Here is a 21,266-nt window from a genome sequence, read left to right on the forward strand (position 1 = left end):
GTGAACCGCAGGTCACCACTGCGGCCACATTCATGACTTGGGATGCACTCAGACAGCTTTGTCCAAGCCCAACAAACGCACCGCGTTGTCTTTCAGGATGCCGGGCATCACCTCGGGGCGGAAACCCGCGACTTCAAAGTCTTTCATCCAACGCTCTGGCGTGATGAGGGGGTAGTCGCTGCCAAACAAAATGCGGTCTTTGAGCAGCGTGTTGGCGTACTGGATCAGCTGCTTGGGAAAGTACTTGGGGCTCCAGCCCGACAGGTCGATCCAGACATTGGGTTTGTGCGTGGCTACGCTCAAGGCCTCGTCTTGCCACGGAAAGCTGGGGTGCGCCATGACAATTTGCATGTCGGGCCAGTCGATCGCCACATCATCGAGGTGCATGGGGTTGCTGTAGGCCAGGCGCAAGCCGCCACCGCAGCGCATGCCTGAACCGATGCCGCTGTGCCCCGTGTGAAAAATGGCAGGCAGTTTGTGTTCATTGATCACGTCGTAAATGGGCCAGGCCATCTTGTCGTAAGGGTGGTAACCCTGCACCGTGGGGTGGAACTTGAAGCCCTTGATGCCTTCTTCTTTGATCAGGCGCTCGGCCTCGCGGGCGCCCATCTTGCCTTTGTGCGGGTCGATGCTGGCGAAGGCAATCATCATGTCGCTGTTGTCGCGCGCGGCCTTGGCGATCTCTTCGTTGGGGATGCGGCGGCGGCCCAGCTGCGACTCGCTGTCCACGGTGAACATGACCAAACCGATCTTGCGCTCGCGGTAATAGGCCACGGTTTCTTCGATGGTCGGGCGGCGGTTGCTGCCAAAAAACTTGTCGGCGGCGCGGTCGTATTCCTCACCGTAGTTGTCAAAGGGGTTCCAGCAACTCACTTCGGCGTGGGTGTGGATGTCAATCGCGATCAGGTCTTGGTGTTTCATGGGTTTCCTTGTCGGCAAATATGGATGAACGATAGCCGATACCTGCCGCCACCCAGGTCACCAGCAAGACCACACACTTTGTGCAGGCCAACGCCTATCACCCCATGAATGCCAGCCCATCGTCCACGGGGTGGGCTCCCACAAAAGGCAAGCCAAAGTCACTTGTCAAGCAGCAACGCTAGGGAAAACACCAAGCAGGAAAGCACCATCCACTGGTCACAATATGGTTATCAATAATAACCTTCTTGACCTTCCGGTCAAGTCATTTGAGAGTCTCATCCGATGTCCCAGCAAAGCAATCCCATCCTTGACCGTGCCGAAGAAAATGGCGTTTCACTGGAAATGCAAGGCGCTGTGGCTGTGGTGCGCCTGTGCCGCCCTGCCAAGCGCAATGCCCTGAACGATGGCCTGATCGAAGCCCTGCGCGATGTCTTCCAAAACCTGCCCCCGGAGGCTGGCGCGGCCGTCATTCATGGCGAAGGCGATCACTTCTGCGCAGGCCTGGACCTGTCCGAGCTCAAAGAGCGCGACGCTGGTGAAGGCATCCACCACTCACGCAGCTGGCATGTGGCCTTGAACGCCGTCGAGCAAGGCCGCGTGCCCGTGGTCGCGGCCCTGCACGGCGCGGTGGTGGGTGGCGGCTTGGAGCTGGCCAGCGCTTCGCACATCCGCGTGGCCGATGAAAGCACTTTTTACGCCCTGCCTGAAGGCACCCGTGGCATCTTTGTGGGTGGTGGCGGCTCAGTGCGTGTGCCCAAGCTGATTGGCGCAGCCCGCATGACCGACATGATGCTGACGGGCCGCGTCTACAACGCCCAAGACGGCGAGCGCGTGGGCTTTGCGCAATACCTGGTGCCCACCGGCACGGCCTTGACCAAGGCCATCGAGTTGGCCACCCGCATCGCAACCAACGCACCATTGACCAACTTTGCCCTGACGCACGCCCTGCCCCGCATTGCCGAGCAGCCTGCTGACCACGGCCTGTTCACCGAAGCACTGATGGCCTCCATCGCCCAGTCCGCCCCTGAAGCCAAAGCCCGTGTGCGCGCCTTCCTTGAGGGCAAAGCGGCCAAAGTACAGAAGGGTTGAGCGTTTTGAGTTGAGCGTTGAGCGTTGAGCGTTTTCAATGAAACTTGAAACCCGAACGTTCAACGCTGAACGCCGAACACTGAACGCTGAACGCTAAACACCGAACCCTCAACGCTGAACAACAAACGCCGTACACAGAACGCCCATACTCGGAGACACCCCATGAACGCCCCCCAATTCCGCCCCCTGAAGTTCGGTGTGACCCGCGTCACGTTGCGCGATGGCGTGCCAGGCACGCATTACCTGACGGCAGAGCAGCCTTTGCAGTCCTTTGCCGAGCGCATGACCGACCGCCTGCAACATTGGGCCCAAACCAAACCCGAGCACACCTTCATGGCGCGCCGTGCCAAGCAAGCCGACGGCAGCACTGGCGACTGGAAACACATCACCTACGCAGAGGCCTGGCAGACTGCCCGCAGCATTGCGCAAGGCCTGATCGACCGGGGTCTCAGCGCTGAACGCCCTGTGGTCATATTGAGTGAAAACAGCCTGGAGCACGCCCTGCTGGGCTTGGGCTGCATGCTGGCCGGCGTGCCCTATGTGCCCACCTCTCCACCCTACTCGCTGGTCAGTGTGGACTACGACAAACTCAAGCACGTGCTCAACACCGTGACGCCCGGCATGGTGTTCGCCTCCGACGCCCGGTATGCCAAAGCCATTGCCGCCACCGTCAGCGATGACATGGAAGTGGTGATGTGTGAAGGTGCGGTGGAAGGCCGCAAAGTCACCTCTTTCGAAAGCCTGTGCGCCACTGCCGCCACGCCTGCGGTGGACGCCGCCATTGCCGCCACCGGCCCCGACACCATCGTCAAGTTTTTGTTCACCAGCGGCTCGACCAAGCTGCCCAAAGCCGTCATCAACACCCAGCGCCTGTGGTGCGCCAACCAGCAGCAAATGGCCCAGTCCATGCCGGTGCTGGCCGAAAAAGAACTGGTGCTGGTCGACTGGCTGCCTTGGAACCACACCTTCGGCGGCAACCACAACGTGGGCATGACGATCTACCACGGCGGCACGCTTTACATCGACGACGGCAAGCCCACCCCCGCACTGATTGGCGAGACCTTGCGCAACCTGCGCGAGATCGCGCCCACGGTCTACTTCAACGTGCCCACCGGCTTTGAAGCGATCGCCCACGCCATGAAAACCGACGATCTGCTGCGCAAGACCTTGTTGTCACGCGTGCAGATGTTCTTCTACGCCGGTGCCGCCTTGGCCCAACCGATTTGGGACAGCCTGTACGAATCGCAAGAGCGCGAAGTTGGCGAACGCATCGTCATGGGCACGGGCTTGGGGATGACCGAATCGGGTCCGTTTGGCATTTTCGTGACCAACCCCTTTGTGCAGGCCGGTGATTTGGGCGTGCCCACCCCCGGCCTGGAACTCAAGCTGGTGGACATGCAAGGCAAGACCGAGGTGCGTTACCGCGGCCCCAACATCACCCCCGGCTACTGGCGCAACGCCGAAGAAACCGCAGGTGCGTTTGACGAAGAAGGCTTCTTCAAAACCGGCGATGCGGTCAAGTGGATCGACGAAACCGATGTGCATTTGGGTCTGAAGTTCGACGGTCGCATTGCCGAAGACTTCAAGCTGGCCACGGGCACCTTTGTGAGCGTGGGCCCTCTGCGCGGCAAGATCATTGCCGCTGGTGCACCCTACATCCAGGACGCGGTGCTCACCGGCCTGAACATGAAGGAAGTCGGCGCGATGATTTTCCCGACACCCGCCGTGCGCGCCATGAGCGGCTTGGGTGCAGACGTGCCTTTGTCCGAAGTGCTCGCCTCTGCCCCGGTGCTGGCCAAGTTCCAGGAGATCGTCAACGAACTGGCCAAAAGCGGCACCGGCAGCGCCAACCGCATTGCCCGCCTGTGCCTGCTGAGTGAGCCGCCCACCATCGACAAAGGCGAGATCACCGACAAGGGCTCGATCAACCAGCGCTCGGTGCTGACGCACCGCGCCGACACCGTGGCGGCACTGCATGCCGACACGCTGCACTACATCGTCAAACCCCAATGACCATCATGTAGGAGCGACGCCCCCGTCGCGAAATGCCGCGCAAATCGCGACGAGGGCGTCGCTCCTACAAAAACCGAAAGAAAAACATGGCTTCCAAAGGATTTTTCAACGCGTTTACCGATGTGTGGATGCACGAAGGCGTGCGCACGCCCATGGTGGACTACTGCGGCGCACTGGGCCACATCTCGCCCACGGACCTGGGCATCAAGGCCGCACGCGAAGCTTTGAAGCGCGCTGGCATCGCCCCCACCGAGATTGGCTCGGTCATCACCGGTAACATGGCCCCCGGCGACTTTGACCAGTTCTTTTTGCCCCGCCACATTGGCCTGTACGCCGGTGTGCCCCAAGAAGTGCCCGCCATCATGACCCAGCGCATTTGCGGCACCGGTTTTGAGCTGTTCCGCCAGGCCGGTGAACAGATCGAAGCGGGCGTGTGCGAGGCCGCACTGGTGGTCGGCACCGAGAGCATGACGCGCAATCCGATCGCCGCCTTTGACCACCGCACCGGCTTCAAGCTGGGTGCACCCGTGGGCTTCAAGGACTACATGTGGGAAGCCCTGAAAGACCCGGCCGCTGGCATCAACATGATCCAGACTGCCGAGAACCTGGCCAAAAAGTACAACATCACCCGCGAAGAGGTTGACCAGTTCGCCAGCGACTCGTTTGCCAAGGCCGTGGCCGCGCAAGCCGCCGGTTTCCACGCAGGCGAGATCGTGCCCGTGGTCACCGAAAAGTTTGAACTCGAAGGCTACAAAGCCCGTGGCATCAAGCTGCAAGGCAAGGTCACCGAAGTGTCCACAGACACACACCCCCGCATCTCGCCGCCCGAAGTGCTGGCCAAACTCAAGTCCGTCTACGAAGGCGGCGTGCAGACCGGTGGCAACAGCTCGGCTTTGGTCGATGCGGCGGCCGCTTGCGTGGTCACCTCCGGTGCTTATGCCAAAGCGCAAGGCAAAAAGCCTCTGGCCCGCGTGGTGGCGGCAGCCGCCGTGGGCGTGCCGCCCGAAATCATGGGCATTGGCCCAGCGCCAGCCATTCGCTTGCTGCTCGAGCGCACAGGCCTCAAGTTGTCCGACATTGGCCGCTTTGAGATCAACGAAGCGCAAGGCGCACAAACGCTGGCCGTGAGCCGCGAACTCGGCCTCGATTTGTCCAAGCTCAACGTCAACGGCGGCGCGATTGCGCTGGGCCACCCCCTGGCTGCCACCGGCGTGCGCCTGACGATCACGCTGGCGCGTGAACTCCAACGCAGCGGCTTGCGCTACGGCATTTCCAGCGCCTGCGTGGGCGGTGGGCAAGGCATTGCCTTGTTGATCGAAAACCCTGAAGGCGCATGAAGTGAATTAGTAGGTCGGCGCCTTCAGGTCCGACATGTTCGCGGTCTGCAAGCATTTGTCGGGGCTGAAGCCACCGACCTACAAAAATACAAAGTGCAAGAACCCGTAAGTCGGCGGCTTCTGCCCCGACATGTATCCGAAACGTCGGACCCGAAGGTCCGGCCTACAACAGAAAGGTCTCGACATGAACATCCAAGGACAAGCAGCACTGGTCACCGGCGGTGGCTCCGGTTTGGGCGAGGCCACGGCCCGCGAATTGGCCCGTCTGGGCGCGAAGGTCGCCGTGCTCGACCTCAACATGGACAACGCCGAGCGTGTGGCCAAGGAGATCGGCGGCATTGCTGTGCACTGCAACGTGTCTGACCCGGACAGCATGGCCCAGGCCATTGAGACCGCAGCGGCTGCGCATGGCCCTGCCCGCATCCTGATGCAAATTGCGGGCATCGGCACCGCCAAACGCGTGGTCGGCAAAGACGGCAACGCCGCGCCGCTGGAAGAGTTTGCCAAGGTGATCAACGTCAACCTGATTGGCACCTACAACGCCGCGCGCCTGTTTGCTGCCGCTTGCGCCAAGCTGGACCCCATGGAAAAGGATGGAGAGACTGATGGCGCCCGTGGCGTGATGGTCTTTACCGCATCGGTCGCTGCGTTTGACGGCCAAGTCGGCCAGCAGGCCTACAGCGCTTCCAAAGCAGGCGTGGCGGGCATGACCCTGCCCATGGCCCGCGACCTGGCACAACATGGCATCCGCGTGTGCACCATTGCCCCCGGCCTGTTCAAAACCCCGTTGCTGGCCAGCTTGCCCGAGCCGGTGCAAGCTTCGCTGGCTGCCAGCATCCCCTTCCCCGCACGTCTGGGCAAGCCCAGCGAATTTGCCGAACTGGCCTGCCACATCGTCAGCAACGACCACCTGAACGGCGAAATCATTCGCCTGGATGGCGCACTGCGCATGGCGCCTCGTTGACAAGAGGTTCAGCGTTAGGCGTTAGGCGTTAGGCGTTAATCCTCCCAAGCCCCCCCCACTCTCAACGCTCAACGCTCAACGCTCAACGCTCAACGCCCAACGCCCAACGCTCAACGCTCAACGCTCAACGCTCAACTCCCAACGCTTAACCCATGAAAACTGTTGTCTACGAAGTGCAAGTGATGTTCGGTGACTGCGACCCCGCAGGCATCGTCTTCTTTCCCAATTTCTCCAAATGGATGGACGCTTCATCGCTGAACTTCTTTGTGAAGTGCGGCGTACCGCCCTGGCGCGAGCTGGTCAAGACGCGCGGCATCATCGGCACGCCGCTCTTGGAGATCAACACCAAATTCATCCGCCCCGCCACCTATGGCGAAACCATTCAAGTGCACACCAGCGTGCAGGAATGGCGCGAGAAAGTCATCGTGCACAAACACGTGGTCATGCGCGGCGACACTGTGCTCTGCGAGGGCACCGAAGTGCGAGCGTTTTGCATCAAGCACCCCGATGATCCCGACCGCATCAAGGCCATTCCGGTGCCTGAGGACATCAAGGCTTTGTGCAGCTAAACCGTTTTTCAACCGTGTTCCCCCTGTGTTTTTCCAACCCACCTTTCATTAGGAGACAAGCATGAACTTCAAGAAAACCCTGCTGGCTTTGGCCATCACCGCCGTGTCCAGCACCGCTGCACTGGCCGACATCAAGATCGGCGTGAGCCTGGCGCTGACCGGCCCTGGCTCCGGCCTGGGCATCCCGATGCAAAACCAGTTCAAGCTGTTCCCACAAACCATTGGTGGTGAAAAAGTTCAGCTGATCGTGCTGGACGACGGCACCGACCCTGGCAAAGGCGCGGCCAATGCCCGCCGCTTTGTGACCGAAGACAAAGTGGACCTGATCATCGGTTCGTGCATCACCGCTGTGGCTGCCGCCATGACCGACATCGCTGCAGAAGCGGGCACGGTGCAATTGGCTGGCTCCCCCGTGGGCGTGCCACCCGGCAAAGACAAATGGATGTTCCGTCTGCCACAGTCCAACACCGTGATGGGCTACGCCGTGGTCGAGAGCATGAAAAAGCAAGGCATCAAAACCATCGGCTTTTTGGGCTACACAGACGCCTACGGCGAGCAATGGCTCAAGGAAATCGGCCCGCTTCTGGACAAGGCAGGCATCAAGATCGTCGCCACCGAGCGCTTTGCCCGTACCGACACCAGCGTGACCCCACAAGCTTTGAAAATCACCTCCGCCAACCCCGATGCGGTGCTGGTCGTGGCATCGGGTTCTGGCGCTGCCATGCCCCAGCTGGGCCTGATCGAGCGCGGTTACAAAGGCAAAATTTACCAAACACACGCAGCAGCCACCATGGACTTGATGCGCGTGGGCGGCAAAGCGGTGGAAGGCACTTACGTGGTCTCCGGCCCCGTGATCGCCCCCGACCAGTTGCCTGACAACCATCCCTCCAAGAAAGTGGCACAAGACTTCGTCGCCAAATACGACAAGGTCTACGGCGCTGGCAGCCACAACCAGTTTGCTGGCCATGCCTACGACGCTCAAGTGGCCTTGGAAAAAGCCATTCCCATGGCGCTGAAAAAAGCCAAGTCCGGTACACCCGAGTTCCGTGCAGCCTTGCGTGACAGCTTGGAAACCATGGGCCGCACCACCTTTGCCCACGGCATCATGAACTGGACGGCTGCTGACCACTGGGGTTACACCATGGAAACCGGTGTGATGACGAAGGTTGTCGACGGCAAGTTCAAGGTCGAATAAGACCCCTTGCATGATCCGCTGGGCCTGCAAGGCCCAGCGGTGAGCTGGCAGGCATGGCACAAGCCACGCCTGAGCCGCACACCGGGGCGGCATGATTTCTCCTGCTCCTGCTATTTATCTTCAAGGTTCCCCCATGGACTTCTCGATCGCCAGCATTTTGCTGCTGGACGGGTTCACCAATGGCGCTGTCTATGCCCTGCTCGGGCTGGCCACGGTGCTGGTGTTCACCGTCACGCGGGTCATCTTCATTCCGCAAGGCGAATTTGTGGCTTATGGCGCACTCACCTTGGCCATGCTGCAAACCGGCAAAACACCGGGCACCGTCTGGCTGCTGATGATTTTGGCCGTGGTCGCCTCCATGATGGAGTTGATCGAACGCTGGCGTCACCACGGCAACGCCGTGCGCGCCCTTCAGTCGGCCTTGAAGACGCTGGTTTTTCCGGCCTTGATTTCTGCGCTGTCCGTATGGGCTGCGCCCCAACAATTTCCGCTGGGTGTGCAAGCCGCACTCAGCGTGGCCATCGTCACGGCGTTTGGTCCACTGGTTTACCGTGTGGCCTACCAGTCGCTCGAAGCAGCCACACCTTTGGTGCTGTTGATCGTCTCGGTGGGTGTGCACTTCGCCATGACGGGTCTGGGCTTGCTGTTCTTTGGTGCGGAAGGCTTTCGCAACCCGCCCTTCTGGGACGAGCGCTTCACCGTCGGCCCGCTGGCGCTGTCTGGCCAGACGGTGATCATCTTTGTGGTGTCCTTGGCCTTGATCGTGCTGATGTGGCTGTACTTTGAAAAGTCGCTGCGCGGCAAAGCCCTGCGCGCCACCGCCGTCAACCGCACGGGTGCCCGCCTGATGGGCATCTCCAGCCACACCTCGGGTCAGTTGACCTTCTTGCTGGCGGCCTTCATCGGGGCCTTGTCGGGCCTGCTGATCGGCCCCACCACCACCGTGTTTTATGACTCGGGTTTCCTGATCGGTCTCAAAGGCTTCGTGGCCGCCGTGATCGCGGGCCTGTCGAGCTACCCCGGCGCTTTGCTGGGCGCCCTGTTTGTGGGCGTGGTCGAGTCTTTCGGCTCTTTCTGGGCCAGTGCATTCAAAGAGGTGATCGTGTTCACGCTGGTGCTGCCCATTCTTCTCGTGCGCTCGCTGCGCAGCGGCCATTCGGACGAGGACCACTGACATGTTCAAAAAACAAAACATCGCTTTGTGGCTGCTGATCGCTGCCGTGCCTCTGGTGGCCGTGCTGCCGCTGCCTGATTTCTGGATCGCGCAACTGAACTACATCGGCCTGTACAGCCTGGTCTGCCTGGGTCTGGTGCTGCTGACTGGCGTGGGCGGCCTGACTTCGTTTGGCCAGGCCGCTTTCGTGGGCATCGGTGCTTACACCACCGCTTGGCTGACACTCAACACTGGCATGTCACCCTGGCTGACCTTGTGGGTTGGTTTAGCACTGACAGCGGTGAGCGCACTCGTTGTGGGCATGATCACCTTGCGCATGTCGGGGCACTATCTGCCGCTGGCCACGATTGCCTGGGGTTTGTCGCTTTACTACCTCATGGGCAACCTCGCCGCTTTGGGCAAATACGACGGCCTGCTGGGCCTGAAAAGCCTGTCCATCTCGGGCTTAAACGGCGACATCGACATCGGCCAGGGTCGGCTGTTCTTTGTGCTGACCTGGGCCATCTTGCTGGCCGGCGCCATTGCACTGCTCAACCTGCTGGACTCTCGTCCGGGCCGGGCGATTCGCTCGCTCAAGGGTGGTTCGCAAATGGCCGAGGCCATGGGCATCAGCACCTTCCGCTACAAAGTCACGATCTTCATCATCGCCGCCCTGTTCGCCTCGGTGGCGGGCTGGTTGCTGGCGCACTTCCAGCGCACCGTCAACCCTTCGGCCTTTGGCCTGAAGATGGGCATCGAATACCTGTTCATGACCGTGGTCGGTGGCGTGGGTTATGTCTGGGGCGCCATCGTGGGCGCTGGCTTGATCAAGCTGCTCGACGACCAGTTGCAAGTGCTGCTGCCGGCCCTGATCGGCACCAGCGGCAGCTACGAAGTCATCGTGTTCGGCATCGCACTGGTCCTGGTGCTCAAGTACCTGCCCGATGGCCTGTGGTCGGTGGTGGCGCGCAAGCTGCCTCGCCCCCCGCGTGCCGTCGACTGGCACAACGCCGCCGACTTGCCTGCACGCAGCAAACCCGCCGCAGGCGATGTGGTGCTCAAGGTCGACAAGATCCGCAAACAGTTTGGCGGCCTCACAGCGGTGAACGACATCAGCTTTGACATCCAGGCGGGCCAGATTGTCGGCCTGATCGGCCCCAACGGCGCAGGCAAATCCACCACCTTCAACCTGATCACCGGCGTGCTGTCCAAAACCAGCGGACAAGTGCTGTTCCGGGGTGAAGACATCAGCGCCCTGCCCTCGCGCGAAATTTCTCGCCAGGGCATGGCCCGCACCTTCCAGCACGTCAAGATGATCCCCGACATGACCGTGCTCGAAAACGTGGCACTGGGCGCTTACACCCGGGGCCACAGCGGTGTGGTCTCCTCCATGCTGCGCACCAACCAAGCCGAAGAGCAGCGCATGATGAAAGAAGCCCAGCGCCAGCTGGAGCGCATCGGCATGGGTGCCTACCTGCACGAACAAGCGGGCAACCTGGCCATGGGCCCGCAACGCTTGATGGAAATCGCCCGTGCGCTGTGCTGTGATCCGGCGCTGCTGCTGCTGGACGAACCCGCGGCCGGTCTGCGCCACAAAGAGAAACAAGGTTTGGCCCAGGTGCTGCGCCAGCTCCAAGGCGAAGGCATGAGCATCTTGCTGGTCGAGCACGACATGGACCTGGTGATGGACGTGTGCGATCAACTCGTGGTGATGGAATTTGGCACGCTGCTCACACGCGGCACCCCCGCAGAAATCCAAGCCAGCCCGGCCGTGCGCGCTGCTTACCTCGGAACGGAACACTGACATGGCAACCCCTCTCCTCAAAGTCACCGACCTGCGTGCGGGCTACGGCAAAGCCGAAGTCCTGCACGGCCTGAGCCTGGAAGCGGCCAAGGGCAGCGTGATCACCGTGATCGGCCCCAACGGCGCAGGCAAGTCCACTTTCTTGAACAGCCTGATGGGCATCTTGCCCGCCAAAGGACAGATCGAGTTTGATGGCCAGTCGATCATCGACCTGACACTCGAAGAGCGTGTGATGCAAGGCATCTCGCTGGTGCCCGAAAAGCGCGAACTGTTTGGCACCATGAGCGTGGAAGACAACCTGGTGCTGGGCGGCTACCGCCAGATGCGCCTGGGCAACGCGCAATGGCGCAGCCGCCTGGACGACGTGTTTGACCTGTTCCCCCGCCTGAAAGAGCGCCGCTTGCAAGAAGCTGGCACGCTGTCGGGGGGCGAGCGCCAGATGCTGGCCGTGGGCCGCTCGCTCATGTCGCGCCCAGCGCTCTTGATGCTGGACGAGCCCAGCCTGGGCCTGGCCCCATTGATCGTCAAAGAAATCTTCACCATCATCGAAACCCTGCGCCAAACCGGCGTGACCATCGTGCTGGTCGAGCAAAACGCCCGCGCCGCGCTGGCCGTGGCCGACGACGGCTATGTGCTGGAGATGGGCGAGATTGGCCTGCATGGCAAAGCCGCCGACTTGGCCGAAGACCCCCGCGTGATCGACACCTATCTGGGTGCCGCGAAAAAAGGTTGAGAGTTTGGCATGTTGGATTCAGCGTTGTGCGTTGAGGGTTCAGTGTTTTGCGTTGAGCGTTGAGCGCTCAATGCCCAGTAAACACTCAACGCGCTTCCCAAAACACGCAAGACTCAACGCCTAACGCCTAACGCCTAACGCCTAACGCCTAACGCCTAACGCCTAACGCCTAACGCCCAACGCCCAACGCCCAACGCCCAACGCTTAACCTTAAACATCCCATGAACGCCTACCAACCCCGAACCGACGACATGCAGTTTGTGTTGTCCCGCGTCTTGAACGCCCCCGCCCAGCTGCAAGCCCTGCCCGCCTTTGCCGAGGTGGACCCAGAGCTGATGCAACAAGTGCTGGAGGAAGCAGGCAAGTTCGTAGGCGAAGTGATCGCCCCGCTCAACCGCGATGGCGACGAGATCGGTGCCCAATGGAAAGACGGCGTGGTCACCATGCCGCCGGGCTTCAAAGCAGCTTACCAATCTTTCTGGCAATCGGGCTGGCCCGCCTTGGCTGCCAGCGCCGAAGACGGCGGGCAAGGTCTGCCCAGTGTGCTCGAAGCCATGCTGTACGAAATGCTGAGCGCCGCCAACCACGGCTGGACCATGGCACCCGGCCTGCTGCATGGCGCTTACGAGTGCATCAAGCACCACGCCAGCGACGAACTGAAAGCGCACTATTTGGAGAAAGTGGCCACCGGCGAATGGCTGGCCACCATGTGCCTGACCGAGCCGCATGCCGGTTCTGACCTGGGTTTGGCCCGCACCAAGGCTGTGCCCCTGCCCGATGGCCAATACGCCGTCAGCGGCACGAAGATTTTCATCTCGGGCGGCGAACATGACCTGACCGACAACATCGTGCACCTGGTGCTGGCGCGCCTGCCCGACGCACCGCCCGGCCCCAAAGGCTTGTCGCTGTTCCTGGTGCCCAAGTTCTACCCCAATGGCTCGCGCAGCCGTGTGCATTGCGACCGCATCGAAGAAAAAATGGGCCTGCACGGCAGCCCCACTTGCGTGATGCGTTTTGACGAAGCGGTCTGTTCCATAGTGGGCGAGCCCGGCAAGGGCCTGAACGCCATGTTCGTGATGATGAACGCCGCCCGCCTGCATGTGGCCCTGCAAGGCATTGGCCTCTTGGACGCCGCCTGGCAAAAGGCCGATGCGTATGCGCAAGAGCGTCGCCAGATGCGTGCACCCGGCAAAGGCAAATCAGCGGGCGAAGCCGACCTGATTGGCGAGCACCCCGCCATGCGCCGCATTCTGGACACGCAGCGCGCCTGGGTCGATGCCGGCCGCGTGCTTGCCTACCGCACCGCGCTCGAGTTGGACCTGATCAAGCACAGCCAGGACGCCGACACCCAAGCCGCCGCCCAGCGCTGGTGTGCGCTGGTCACACCGGTCATGAAGTCGGTCTTCACTCACCAGGCCTTCCATGGCGGCAGCGACTGCCTGCAGGTGTTTGGTGGCCACGGCTATGTGCGCGAATGGGGCATTGAGCAGATCGTGCGCGACGCCCGTGTGGCCATGATTTACGAAGGCACCAACGAGATCCAGGCGATCGACCTCTTGGTGCGCAAGGTGTTGGCCGATGGCGGCCAGAGCATGAACGCCTTGCTGGATAGCCTGCAAGCCGACTTGCCTCAGAACGCCAAAGCCAGCACGGCAGCCGCAGCCCGTATGCAGACGCTGCGCGCCGTGACCGAGCAAATCGTCAAGGCGGCACCGCAAGACGCGGCCTTGGCCTTCCGCGTGGCCGACGACTACTTGCGTGCCGTGGCCTTGGTGCTGATGGATTGGGCCTGGTTGCGCATCCAAACTGGCGTCGATGCCGACACCCCCAACGCCGATGCACGCTGGCACGCCCCGGCCAAAGCCCTGCGCAGCTGGGTATTGCCCGAGTTCCAGATGCGCACCTTCATCATCGTGCAGCAGTGCACTGCGGCAGCGGCATAATCGCCCCGCCATGTCCACCTCCAAAAAATCAATGCCAACCGAACTTGCAGCAATACCTGCGAAAGCGCGCACCAGCGCACGCCCGGCGCACAACGACAAAGCACCACGGACGACTTCTGCCAAGAAGACAAGCACTGGCGCGGTGGTCGAGAAGGTGGATACCCGCTATCTGCAAACCCTGATGGGCTACAACGCCCGCCGCGCCGCGTTGAGCATCATCGAGTTGTTTCTGGAACGGCTGGCGCCGTATGGACTGAAGCCGGTGGATTTTTCAGTCATGTCTACCATCCAGCACAACCCCGGTGTGACCTCACGTCAGTTGTGCGCCGCCTTGAACTTGTTGCCTCCCAACTTGGTGGGCCTGATCCAGTCGCTGGAGTCTCGCGGCCTGATCGAGCGCAAGCCCCACCCGCACGATGGCCGTGCTGTGGGTCTGCACACCACCCCAAAGGGGCAAGCTTTGATGGTGCAAGCCGAACACACCGCCAGCGACCTGGAAATCGAAAAGACCGCCAAACTCACGCCCGCACAGCGCAAAACATTGCTTGCACTTTTGCAAAAAATTTACCTTTAACACCGATACCTACCGGCCCAGGAACCGAAATCAGGGTCTGCGAGCACCGACCTATCACGGCAAGGAACGTCCCGTAAGTAGGCACTCGCAAAGTCCGACATGAGCCGTCTGCCAAGCGCTTCGATTTACTTTCCTGCCGCACGCTCGGCCAAAAAGATATCTATCCGGCGGTTGCGGGCGCGGCCAGCCTCGGTGGCGTTGTCGGCAATGGGTTCGTGCGAACCGCGTCCGTCAATCGCCATGCGGCTGTTGCTCACGCCACGGGCCACCAGATAATCACGCGCACTTTGCGCTCGATTGACCGACAAGGGATTGTTGATCGCATCGCTGCCCGTGTTGTCAGTGTGGCCCACGATCTTCACCTCCATGGACGCTTGCTGGCTCAAACCCTGGGCAAATTGGTCCAGGATGGGGCGCAAATTCGGCTTGATGTCATACCGCCCCGTATCAAACGAAATGTCATTTGGGATGCTCAGCTTGAGCTGGTTGTCCGCGGTTTGCGTGACCACCGTGCCGGTGCCTGCGGTAGCCACCTCCATGGCGCGCTTTTTGTCTTCCATTTTTTTGGACCAGACATACCCGCCTAGAGCACCCAGACCCGCACCAATCACCGACGAGCGGGAATCGTGACCGAGCATTTGGCCTGCGACCGCACCAATCAAAGCACCTGTTCCAGCGCCTTTTTGCTCAGAGGTTGCGGTGGCGCAACCTGTCAACAAAACAGCGACAGCGCACGCGGCAGCACCCACGGAGGTCAACATGGCATTTTTTTGAGTCATAAACTGTTTCCTTGTTTTGCATGAACGAAGTTGAATTTAGCCTCAGCGGCGTTGAGTTTCGGTTTTTCAACACACAAAGATTGCAAGCAATCGTTTCCCCCCATTTGGACTCAGGCTCATTCCATATCATCCCCGCTGACCATCGCCTCTCCACCCAGGTGACAGTTTTTCACTCTGCTGTCTGTCAAGATCGGGGGTTTTGAGACACAAGGAATTGACCATGTTGCCCACAAGCTTGCCCCAAGACATGCACCACGCTTTGCTGATCGGTCGCTTGTGGGTCCCAAGTCTGGGGCCTGTGGTGGTGGCCATCACGTCGCAGGACGTGCTCGACCTGTCAGCGCTGGCCCCCACTTGCAGCGATTTGCTGGAAAAGCCCCAGGCCGCCTCACGCGTGCGCGAATTCATGGTTTCGGGGCGTGCAGCGCGATTGGCCAGCACCACCGAGGCCCTGTCCAACAGCGATGAGAACAATCGCCAGGCGCAGCAGCCCTGGTTCATGGCCCCCTGCGATCTGCAAGCCATCAAAGCCGCAGGCGTGACCTTTGTGGCCAGCATGCTGGAGCGCGTGATCGAAGAGCAGGCGCGTGGCGACGCCAGCCGCGCAGAAGCGGTGCGTCAAGCCGTGGTGGCCGTGATCGGCGACAACCTGCGCAGCGTCAAGCCCGGCTCCCCCGAATCGGCCAAGCTCAAAGAGGTCTTGCTGGCCCAGGGCATGTGGTCACAGTACCTGGAGGTCGGCATTGGGCCCGATGCCGAAATCTTCACCAAAGCGCAACCCATGAGCGCCGTGGGGTCCGGCTCACAAGTGGGCATTCACCCAGGCAGCCAGTGGAACAACCCGGAACCCGAAATCGTGCTGGCGGTCAACTCGCGCGGCGAGGTGGTCGGGGCCACCTTGGGCAACGACGTCAACCTGCGCGACTTTGAAGGCCGCAGCGCCTTGCTGCTGGGCAAAGCCAAGGACAACAACGCCAGTTGCGCCATCGGCCCCTTCATCCGCCTGTTTGACGAACACTTTGGCATCGACGATGTGCGCCAGTGCGACTTAAGCCTCAAGGTACAAGGCCCCGATGGCTTTGTGCTGCAAGGCAGCAGCTCCCTCAGCCAGATCAGTCGCGATCCGCTGAATCTGGTGAGCCAGGCCATGGGCCAATATCACCAATACCCGGACGGAATGATGCTGTTTTTGGGCACCATGTTTGCCCCCACCCAGGACCGCCATGGCCCAGGACAGGGCTTTACCCATGTCGTGGGCGATGTGGTGAGCGTGTCCACGCCATTACTGGGCACCCTGCTCAACCAAGTCACCACCAGCGACCAGGCACCGGCCTGGACCTACGGCACCGGCGCCTTGATGCGGGATTTGGCCCGCAGAGGCCTGCTGGCATAATTTCGGGCTTATGTTGGACCACGTTCGGTCCTTTTTGTCTGAAAGAACACCATGAACACCACCCCATCCGGCCTGCAATACGAAGACACCGTTGTTGGCGAAGGCGCTGAAGCCACCAAAGGCCAAGACGTCACCGTGCACTACACCGGCTGGCTCTACAAGGACGGCCAGCAAGGCGCCAAGTTTGATTCGAGCCGTGACCGCCGTGACCCCTTTGTGTTCCCATTGGGCGCTGGCATGGTCATCAAGGGCTGGGACGAGGGCGTGGCGGGCATGAAAGTGGGCGGTCAGCGCACCTTGATCATCCCTTCGGAGCTGGGTTACGGTGCCCGTGGCGCGGGTGGCGTGATTCCGCCCAATGCCACGCTGAAATTTGACGTGGAATTGCTGGCTCTGAGCTGATCCAAGGCCCTCAGCCCGCCCATGCCCGCCGTCAGGCGGGCTTTTTTCTGGTTGGCGCCTCCAGCAATTCGCACTCAAGCGACCCCCCCTCTTGAAGTCTGCTCATTCGCCCTTAGTTGACAGGGGTATTCATTTTTTCCGCACATTGTTCATGTCAGAAGCTACTCAAAACTCCGAAAACAAGCCCTTGAGCGACGAAGAGCTCGCTGCCGCCGCTGCCATGGCACCGACAGATCCTCTGGCCGATGCCTTGGCCGAACTGGCCAACCTCAAGGCGCAAAACGCCGATCTGGCAGACCAGTACCTGCGCGGTCAGGCCGACGTGCAAAACGCCCGCCGCCGCGCCGACGAAGAAATCAGCAAGGCCCGCAAGTTCGCCGTCGAAGGATTCGCCGACAGCTTGCTGCCCGTGCTGGACAGCCTGGAAGCCGGCCTGGCCATTCCCAACGCCACTTTGGAGCAAATCCGCGAAGGCTCTGAAGCCACCTTGCGCCAACTCAAGAGCGCGCTGGAACGCAACAAAGTGGTCGAAATTGCGCCTGCCGCTGGCACCAAGTTTGACCCGCACCACCACCAGGCCATCAGCGTGGTGCCTGCGGAACAAGAGCCCAACACCGTGGTCACCGTGCTGCAAAAGGGCTATTCCATTGCCGAGCGCGTGCTGCGCCCTGCCTTGGTCACCGTCACTGCGCCCAAATAAACCAGGCAATGACCTTTTTGGCGCAAGGGGACTTGAAAAGCGCCCTGTGCGCCCCACTTGCAAAACATCTGCACTTTTACTGAATTTTGGAGAAACAACATGGGAAGAATCATCGGTATTGACTTGGGCACCACCAACTCGTGCGTGGCCATCATGGAAGGCAACACGACCAAAGTGATCGAGAACGCCGAAGGCGCTCGCACCACGCCTTCGATCATTGCGTATCAAGAAGACGGCGAGATCTTGGTCGGCGCCTCCGCCAAGCGCCAGGCGGTCACCAACCCCCGCAACACCTTGTACGCAGTCAAGCGTCTGATCGGCCGCAAGTTCGCCGAAAAAGAAGTCCAAAAAGACATCGACCTGATGCCTTACACCATCGCCAAAGCCGACAACGGCGACGCTTGGGTGGAAGTGCGCGGTCAGAAAATGGCCCCGCCTCAGATCAGCGCTGAGATCCTGCGCAAGATGAAGAAAACCGCCGAAGATTACCTCGGCGAAGAAGTGACCGAAGCCGTGATCACGGTGCCCGCTTACTTCAACGACGCACAGCGTCAAGCCACCAAAGACGCTGGCCGCATTGCTGGCCTCGATGTCAAGCGCATCATCAACGAGCCCACCGCTGCTGCTTTGGCTTTCGGTCTGGACAAAAACGAAAAGGGCGACCGCAAGATCGCCGTGTATGACCTGGGTGGTGGCACGTTCGACGTGTCCATCATCGAGATCGCCGACGTCGACGGTGAAAAGCAGTTCGAAGTGCTGTCCACCAACGGCGACACCTTCCTGGGTGGCGAAGACTTCGACCAGCGCATCATCGACTTCATCATCGGCGAGTTCAAGAAAGAGTCTGGCGTTGACCTGTCCAAAGACGTGCTGGCCCTGCAGCGCTTGAAAGAAGCCGCTGAAAAGGCCAAGATCGAACTGTCCAGCTCCGCCTCGACCGACGTCAACCTGCCCTACATCACCGCTGACGCCACAGGCCCCAAACACCTGAACGTCAAGCTCACCCGCGCCAAGCTGGAGCAGCTGGTGGAAGAGCTGATCGAGCGCACCATCGCCCCTTGCCGCATGGCCATCAAAGACGCGGGCGTGTCAGTCTCCGACATCCACGACGTGATCTTGGTTGGCGGCATGAGCCGCATGCCCAAGGTGCAGGAAAAGGTCAAAGAATTCTTTGGCCAGGAACCCCGCAAGGACGTGAACCCTGACGAAGCCGTGGCCGTGGGCGCCGCCATCCAGGGCCAAGTGCTCTCGGGCGACCGCAAGGACGTGCTGCTGCTGGACGTGACCCCACTGAGCCTGGGCATCGAGACCATGGGCGGTGTCATGACCAAGATGATCACCAAGAACACCACGATCCCGACCAAGTTCGCACAGACCTTCTCGACCGCCGAAGATAACCAGCCTGCCGTGACCATCAAGGTGTTCCAGGGTGAGCGTGAAATCGCTGCGGGCAACAAGGCGCTGGGTGAATTCAACCTCGAAGGCATCCCACCCGCAGCGCGTGGCACGCCCCAGATCGAAGTGTCTTTCGACATCGACGCCAACGGCATCTTGCATGTGGGCGCCAAGGACAAAGGCACAGGCAAGGAAAACAAGATCACCATCAAGGCCAACTCGGGTTTGTCGGAAGAAGAAATCCAGCAGATGGTCAAAGATGCTGAGCTGAACGCTGCCGAAGACAAGAAAAAGCTCGAACTGGTGCAAGCCCGCAACTCGGGCGAAGCCGCTGTGCACAGCGTCAAGAAGAGCCTGAGCGAGCACGGCGACAAGATCGAAGCAGCTGAAAAAGAAGCCATCGAAGCCGCCGCCAAAGACTTGGAAGAAGTGTTGAAGGGCGAAGACAAAGACGCCATCGAAGCCAAAACCGAAGCCCTGATGACGGCCAGCCAGAAGCTGGGTGAGAAGGTTTATGCCGAGATGCAGGCCCAACAAGCCGCTGCAGGCGCTGCCAGTGCCGAGCAGGCCAAGCCCCAGGACGACAACGTTGTGGACGCTGAAGTCAAGGAAGTCAAAAAGGGTTGATGGCGTTCAGCGGACTGCGTTGAGCGTTCAGCGTGCGGAATTACCGCGACCTGCTGGCCTGGCAAGTTTCTTTTGAGCTTGCCAGGCTTGTTTACGAACTGACCGAGTCTTTTCCCAAACACGAACTTTTTGGGCTCTCAGCGCAAATGCGCAGGGCCGCAGTATCAATCCCCAGTAATCTGGCGGAAGGTGCTGGTCGTGGCGGGAAAAAAGATTTCGCTCATTTTGTGACAATGGGCAGAGCTTCACTCAACGAACTCGAAACACAGTTATTACTGGCCCAAGCATTGGGTTACTGCGAATTGACCGATGCAATGCAACAACACATTGAACGCTTGTTCGCACTCCTGAACGGTTTACGCAATTCGCTTAACGCTCAACGCTCAACACAAAACGAACATGGCTAAACGAGATTTTTACGAAGTGCTGGGCGTTGCCAAAAACGCCTCGGACGAAGACATCAAAAAGGCGTATCGCAAGCTGGCGATGAAGTACCACCCTGACCGCAATCAGGGGGATGCGGCCAAGGATGCCGAAGCCAAATTCAAAGAGGTCAAAGAGGCCTACGAGATGCTGTCGGACAGCGAAAAGCGTGCCGCCTTTGACCAATATGGTCATGCGGGGGTGGACCCCAATATGCGCGGTGGCCCCGGTGGGGCGCAAGGCTTCGGTGGCTTTGGAGATGCGTTCGGCGACATCTTTGGTGACATCTTTGGCGGTCAAGGCCGAGGTGGTCGCGGCGGTGGTCGCCAGGTGTTCCGGGGCGCTGACCTGAGCTACGCCATGGAGATCACGCTCGAAGAGGCGGCCAATGGCAAAGATTCGCAGTTGCGCATTCCCAGCTGGGACGAGTGCGACACCTGCCACGGCACGGGCGCCAAACCTGGCACCAGCGCCAAAACCTGCTCGACCTGCCACGGGCAGGGCCAGGTGCAAATGCGCCAGGGTTTTTTCAGCGTGCAGCAAACCTGCCCGCACTGCCGAGGCACGGGCAAGATCATTCCCGAGCCTTGCGGCATCTGTCACGGTCAAGGCAAGGTCAAGAAACAAAAGACGCTGGAAGTCAAAATCCCGGCCGGTATCGACGACGGCATGCGCATCCGCAGCGCAGGCAATGGCGAGCCGGGCACCAACGGTGGCCCGCCAGGCGACCTGTTCATTGAGATTCGCCTGAAGAAGCACTCGATTTTCGAGCGCGACGGTGACGACCTGCATTGCGCCGTGCCCATCAGCTTCAGCAAAGCGGCGCTGGGAGGCGAAATCGAGGTGCCCACGCTGGGCGGCAAAGCAGCCATTGACATTCCGGAAGGCACGCAAACCGGCAAGCAATTTCGCATTCGCGGCAAGGGCATCAAGGGCGTGCGCGGCAGCTATCCGGGCGACTTGTATTGCCACATCACCGTGGAGACCCCGGTCAAGCTCACCGAGCACCAGAAAAAATTGCTCAAGGAGTTTGAAGAATCCTTGCAAAAAGGCGGCGGCAAGCACCAACCCAGCGGTGAAGGCTGGACCGACAAGCTCAAGGGCTTTTTCGGCGGTTAAACCCGCACAGTGATGCCATCCCAGCTCGTAGGTCGGTGGTCGCAGACCCCGACATGTGCTTGTTGAGCTACCAGGTCTGCATGGGCGAATTCGGTCTGCGAGCCATATGTCGGACTCTTCGAGTGCCGACCTA

Annotated in this window: 19 protein-coding genes; 17 read left to right on the plus strand and 2 right to left on the minus strand. The window is 60.5% G+C overall.

Annotation, left to right across the window (positions count from 1 at the left end; genetic code table 11):
- Positions 1 to 48: 48 nt before the first annotated feature.
- Entirely contained in the window at positions 49 to 921 is an 873-nt protein-coding gene (locus tag B9Z51_RS01435) for an amidohydrolase family protein (protein ID WP_108371184.1), read from the minus strand.
- Positions 922 to 1,203: 282 nt separating this feature from the next.
- Between B9Z51_RS01435 and B9Z51_RS01440 the strand changes: the two genes are divergently transcribed.
- The 11 genes from B9Z51_RS01440 (at position 1,204) to B9Z51_RS01490 (ending at position 14,295) form a co-directional block, all read left to right on the plus strand.
- Entirely contained in the window at positions 1,204 to 2,010 is an 807-nt protein-coding gene (locus B9Z51_RS01440; protein WP_108371186.1) for a crotonase/enoyl-CoA hydratase family protein, read from the plus strand.
- 162 nt (positions 2,011 to 2,172) lie between these two features.
- Entirely contained in the window at positions 2,173 to 4,023 is a 1,851-nt protein-coding gene (locus B9Z51_RS01445; protein WP_108371187.1) for a feruloyl-CoA synthase, read from the plus strand.
- Between the two features lie 86 nt (positions 4,024 to 4,109).
- Complete coding sequence (locus B9Z51_RS01450; protein ID WP_108372615.1) at positions 4,110 to 5,360, plus strand: thiolase family protein; 1,251 nt, start codon at positions 4,110 to 4,112, stop codon at positions 5,358 to 5,360.
- 184 nt (positions 5,361 to 5,544) lie between these two features.
- Positions 5,545 to 6,324 carry an SDR family NAD(P)-dependent oxidoreductase gene (locus B9Z51_RS01455; protein WP_108371189.1) on the plus strand — a complete coding sequence of 260 codons (780 nt, stop codon included), beginning with the start codon at positions 5,545 to 5,547 and terminating at the stop codon, positions 6,322 to 6,324.
- A 152-nt stretch (positions 6,325 to 6,476) separates the two neighbouring features.
- Positions 6,477 to 6,893 (plus strand): thioesterase family protein, encoded by a 417-nt coding sequence (locus tag B9Z51_RS01460; protein WP_108371190.1) that lies wholly within the window; start codon positions 6,477 to 6,479, stop codon positions 6,891 to 6,893.
- A gap of 61 nt (positions 6,894 to 6,954) precedes the next feature.
- Positions 6,955 to 8,088, plus strand: coding sequence for an ABC transporter substrate-binding protein (locus tag B9Z51_RS01465; RefSeq protein WP_108371192.1), 1,134 nt, complete (start codon positions 6,955 to 6,957; stop codon positions 8,086 to 8,088).
- Positions 8,089 to 8,221: 133 nt separating this feature from the next.
- Complete coding sequence (locus tag B9Z51_RS01470) at positions 8,222 to 9,262, plus strand: branched-chain amino acid ABC transporter permease (protein WP_108371193.1); 1,041 nt, start codon at positions 8,222 to 8,224, stop codon at positions 9,260 to 9,262.
- A gap of 1 nt (position 9,263) precedes the next feature.
- Entirely contained in the window at positions 9,264 to 11,045 is a 1,782-nt protein-coding gene (locus tag B9Z51_RS01475) for an ATP-binding cassette domain-containing protein (protein WP_108371195.1), read from the plus strand.
- Position 11,046: 1 nt separating this feature from the next.
- Positions 11,047 to 11,778, plus strand: coding sequence for an ABC transporter ATP-binding protein (locus tag B9Z51_RS01480; protein WP_108371196.1), 732 nt, complete (start codon positions 11,047 to 11,049; stop codon positions 11,776 to 11,778).
- 221 nt (positions 11,779 to 11,999) lie between these two features.
- Complete coding sequence (locus B9Z51_RS01485) at positions 12,000 to 13,721, plus strand: acyl-CoA dehydrogenase family protein (protein WP_108371198.1); 1,722 nt, start codon at positions 12,000 to 12,002, stop codon at positions 13,719 to 13,721.
- A 31-nt stretch (positions 13,722 to 13,752) separates the two neighbouring features.
- A complete protein-coding gene (locus B9Z51_RS01490; protein ID WP_108372616.1) occupies positions 13,753 to 14,295 on the plus strand; it encodes a MarR family winged helix-turn-helix transcriptional regulator in 543 nt (180 codons plus the stop codon).
- Between the two features lie 125 nt (positions 14,296 to 14,420).
- Here B9Z51_RS01490 and B9Z51_RS01495 read toward each other — a convergent pair whose 3' ends face one another.
- Positions 14,421 to 15,074 (minus strand): OmpA family protein, encoded by a 654-nt coding sequence (locus B9Z51_RS01495; RefSeq protein ID WP_233254785.1) that lies wholly within the window; start codon positions 15,072 to 15,074, stop codon positions 14,421 to 14,423.
- Between the two features lie 220 nt (positions 15,075 to 15,294).
- Here B9Z51_RS01495 and B9Z51_RS01500 point away from each other — a divergent pair, with 220 nt between their 5' ends.
- The 6 genes from B9Z51_RS01500 (at position 15,295) to dnaJ (ending at position 21,133) form a co-directional block, all read left to right on the plus strand.
- Positions 15,295 to 16,467, plus strand: a complete 1,173-nt coding sequence (locus B9Z51_RS01500) for a fumarylacetoacetate hydrolase family protein (RefSeq protein WP_108371199.1) — start codon at positions 15,295 to 15,297, stop codon at positions 16,465 to 16,467.
- A gap of 51 nt (positions 16,468 to 16,518) precedes the next feature.
- Positions 16,519 to 16,869, plus strand: coding sequence for an FKBP-type peptidyl-prolyl cis-trans isomerase (locus B9Z51_RS01505; RefSeq protein WP_108371201.1), 351 nt, complete (start codon positions 16,519 to 16,521; stop codon positions 16,867 to 16,869).
- 151 nt (positions 16,870 to 17,020) lie between these two features.
- Positions 17,021 to 17,569, plus strand: coding sequence for a nucleotide exchange factor GrpE (grpE, locus tag B9Z51_RS01510; protein ID WP_108371203.1), 549 nt, complete (start codon positions 17,021 to 17,023; stop codon positions 17,567 to 17,569).
- A gap of 99 nt (positions 17,570 to 17,668) precedes the next feature.
- Complete coding sequence (gene dnaK, locus B9Z51_RS01515) at positions 17,669 to 19,591, plus strand: molecular chaperone DnaK (RefSeq protein ID WP_108371204.1); 1,923 nt, start codon at positions 17,669 to 17,671, stop codon at positions 19,589 to 19,591.
- Positions 19,592 to 19,623: 32 nt separating this feature from the next.
- Positions 19,624 to 19,998 (plus strand): four helix bundle protein, encoded by a 375-nt coding sequence (locus B9Z51_RS01520; RefSeq protein WP_108371206.1) that lies wholly within the window; start codon positions 19,624 to 19,626, stop codon positions 19,996 to 19,998.
- Positions 19,991 to 21,133, plus strand: a complete 1,143-nt coding sequence (dnaJ, locus tag B9Z51_RS01525) for a molecular chaperone DnaJ (RefSeq protein ID WP_108371208.1) — start codon at positions 19,991 to 19,993, stop codon at positions 21,131 to 21,133. Before B9Z51_RS01520 ends, dnaJ begins: the two co-directional genes overlap by 8 nt.
- Positions 21,134 to 21,266 lie beyond the last annotated feature (133 nt).

The organism is Limnohabitans sp. T6-5, assembly GCF_003063315.1.
Taxonomy (GTDB): Bacteria; Pseudomonadota; Gammaproteobacteria; order Burkholderiales; family Burkholderiaceae_C; genus Limnohabitans_A.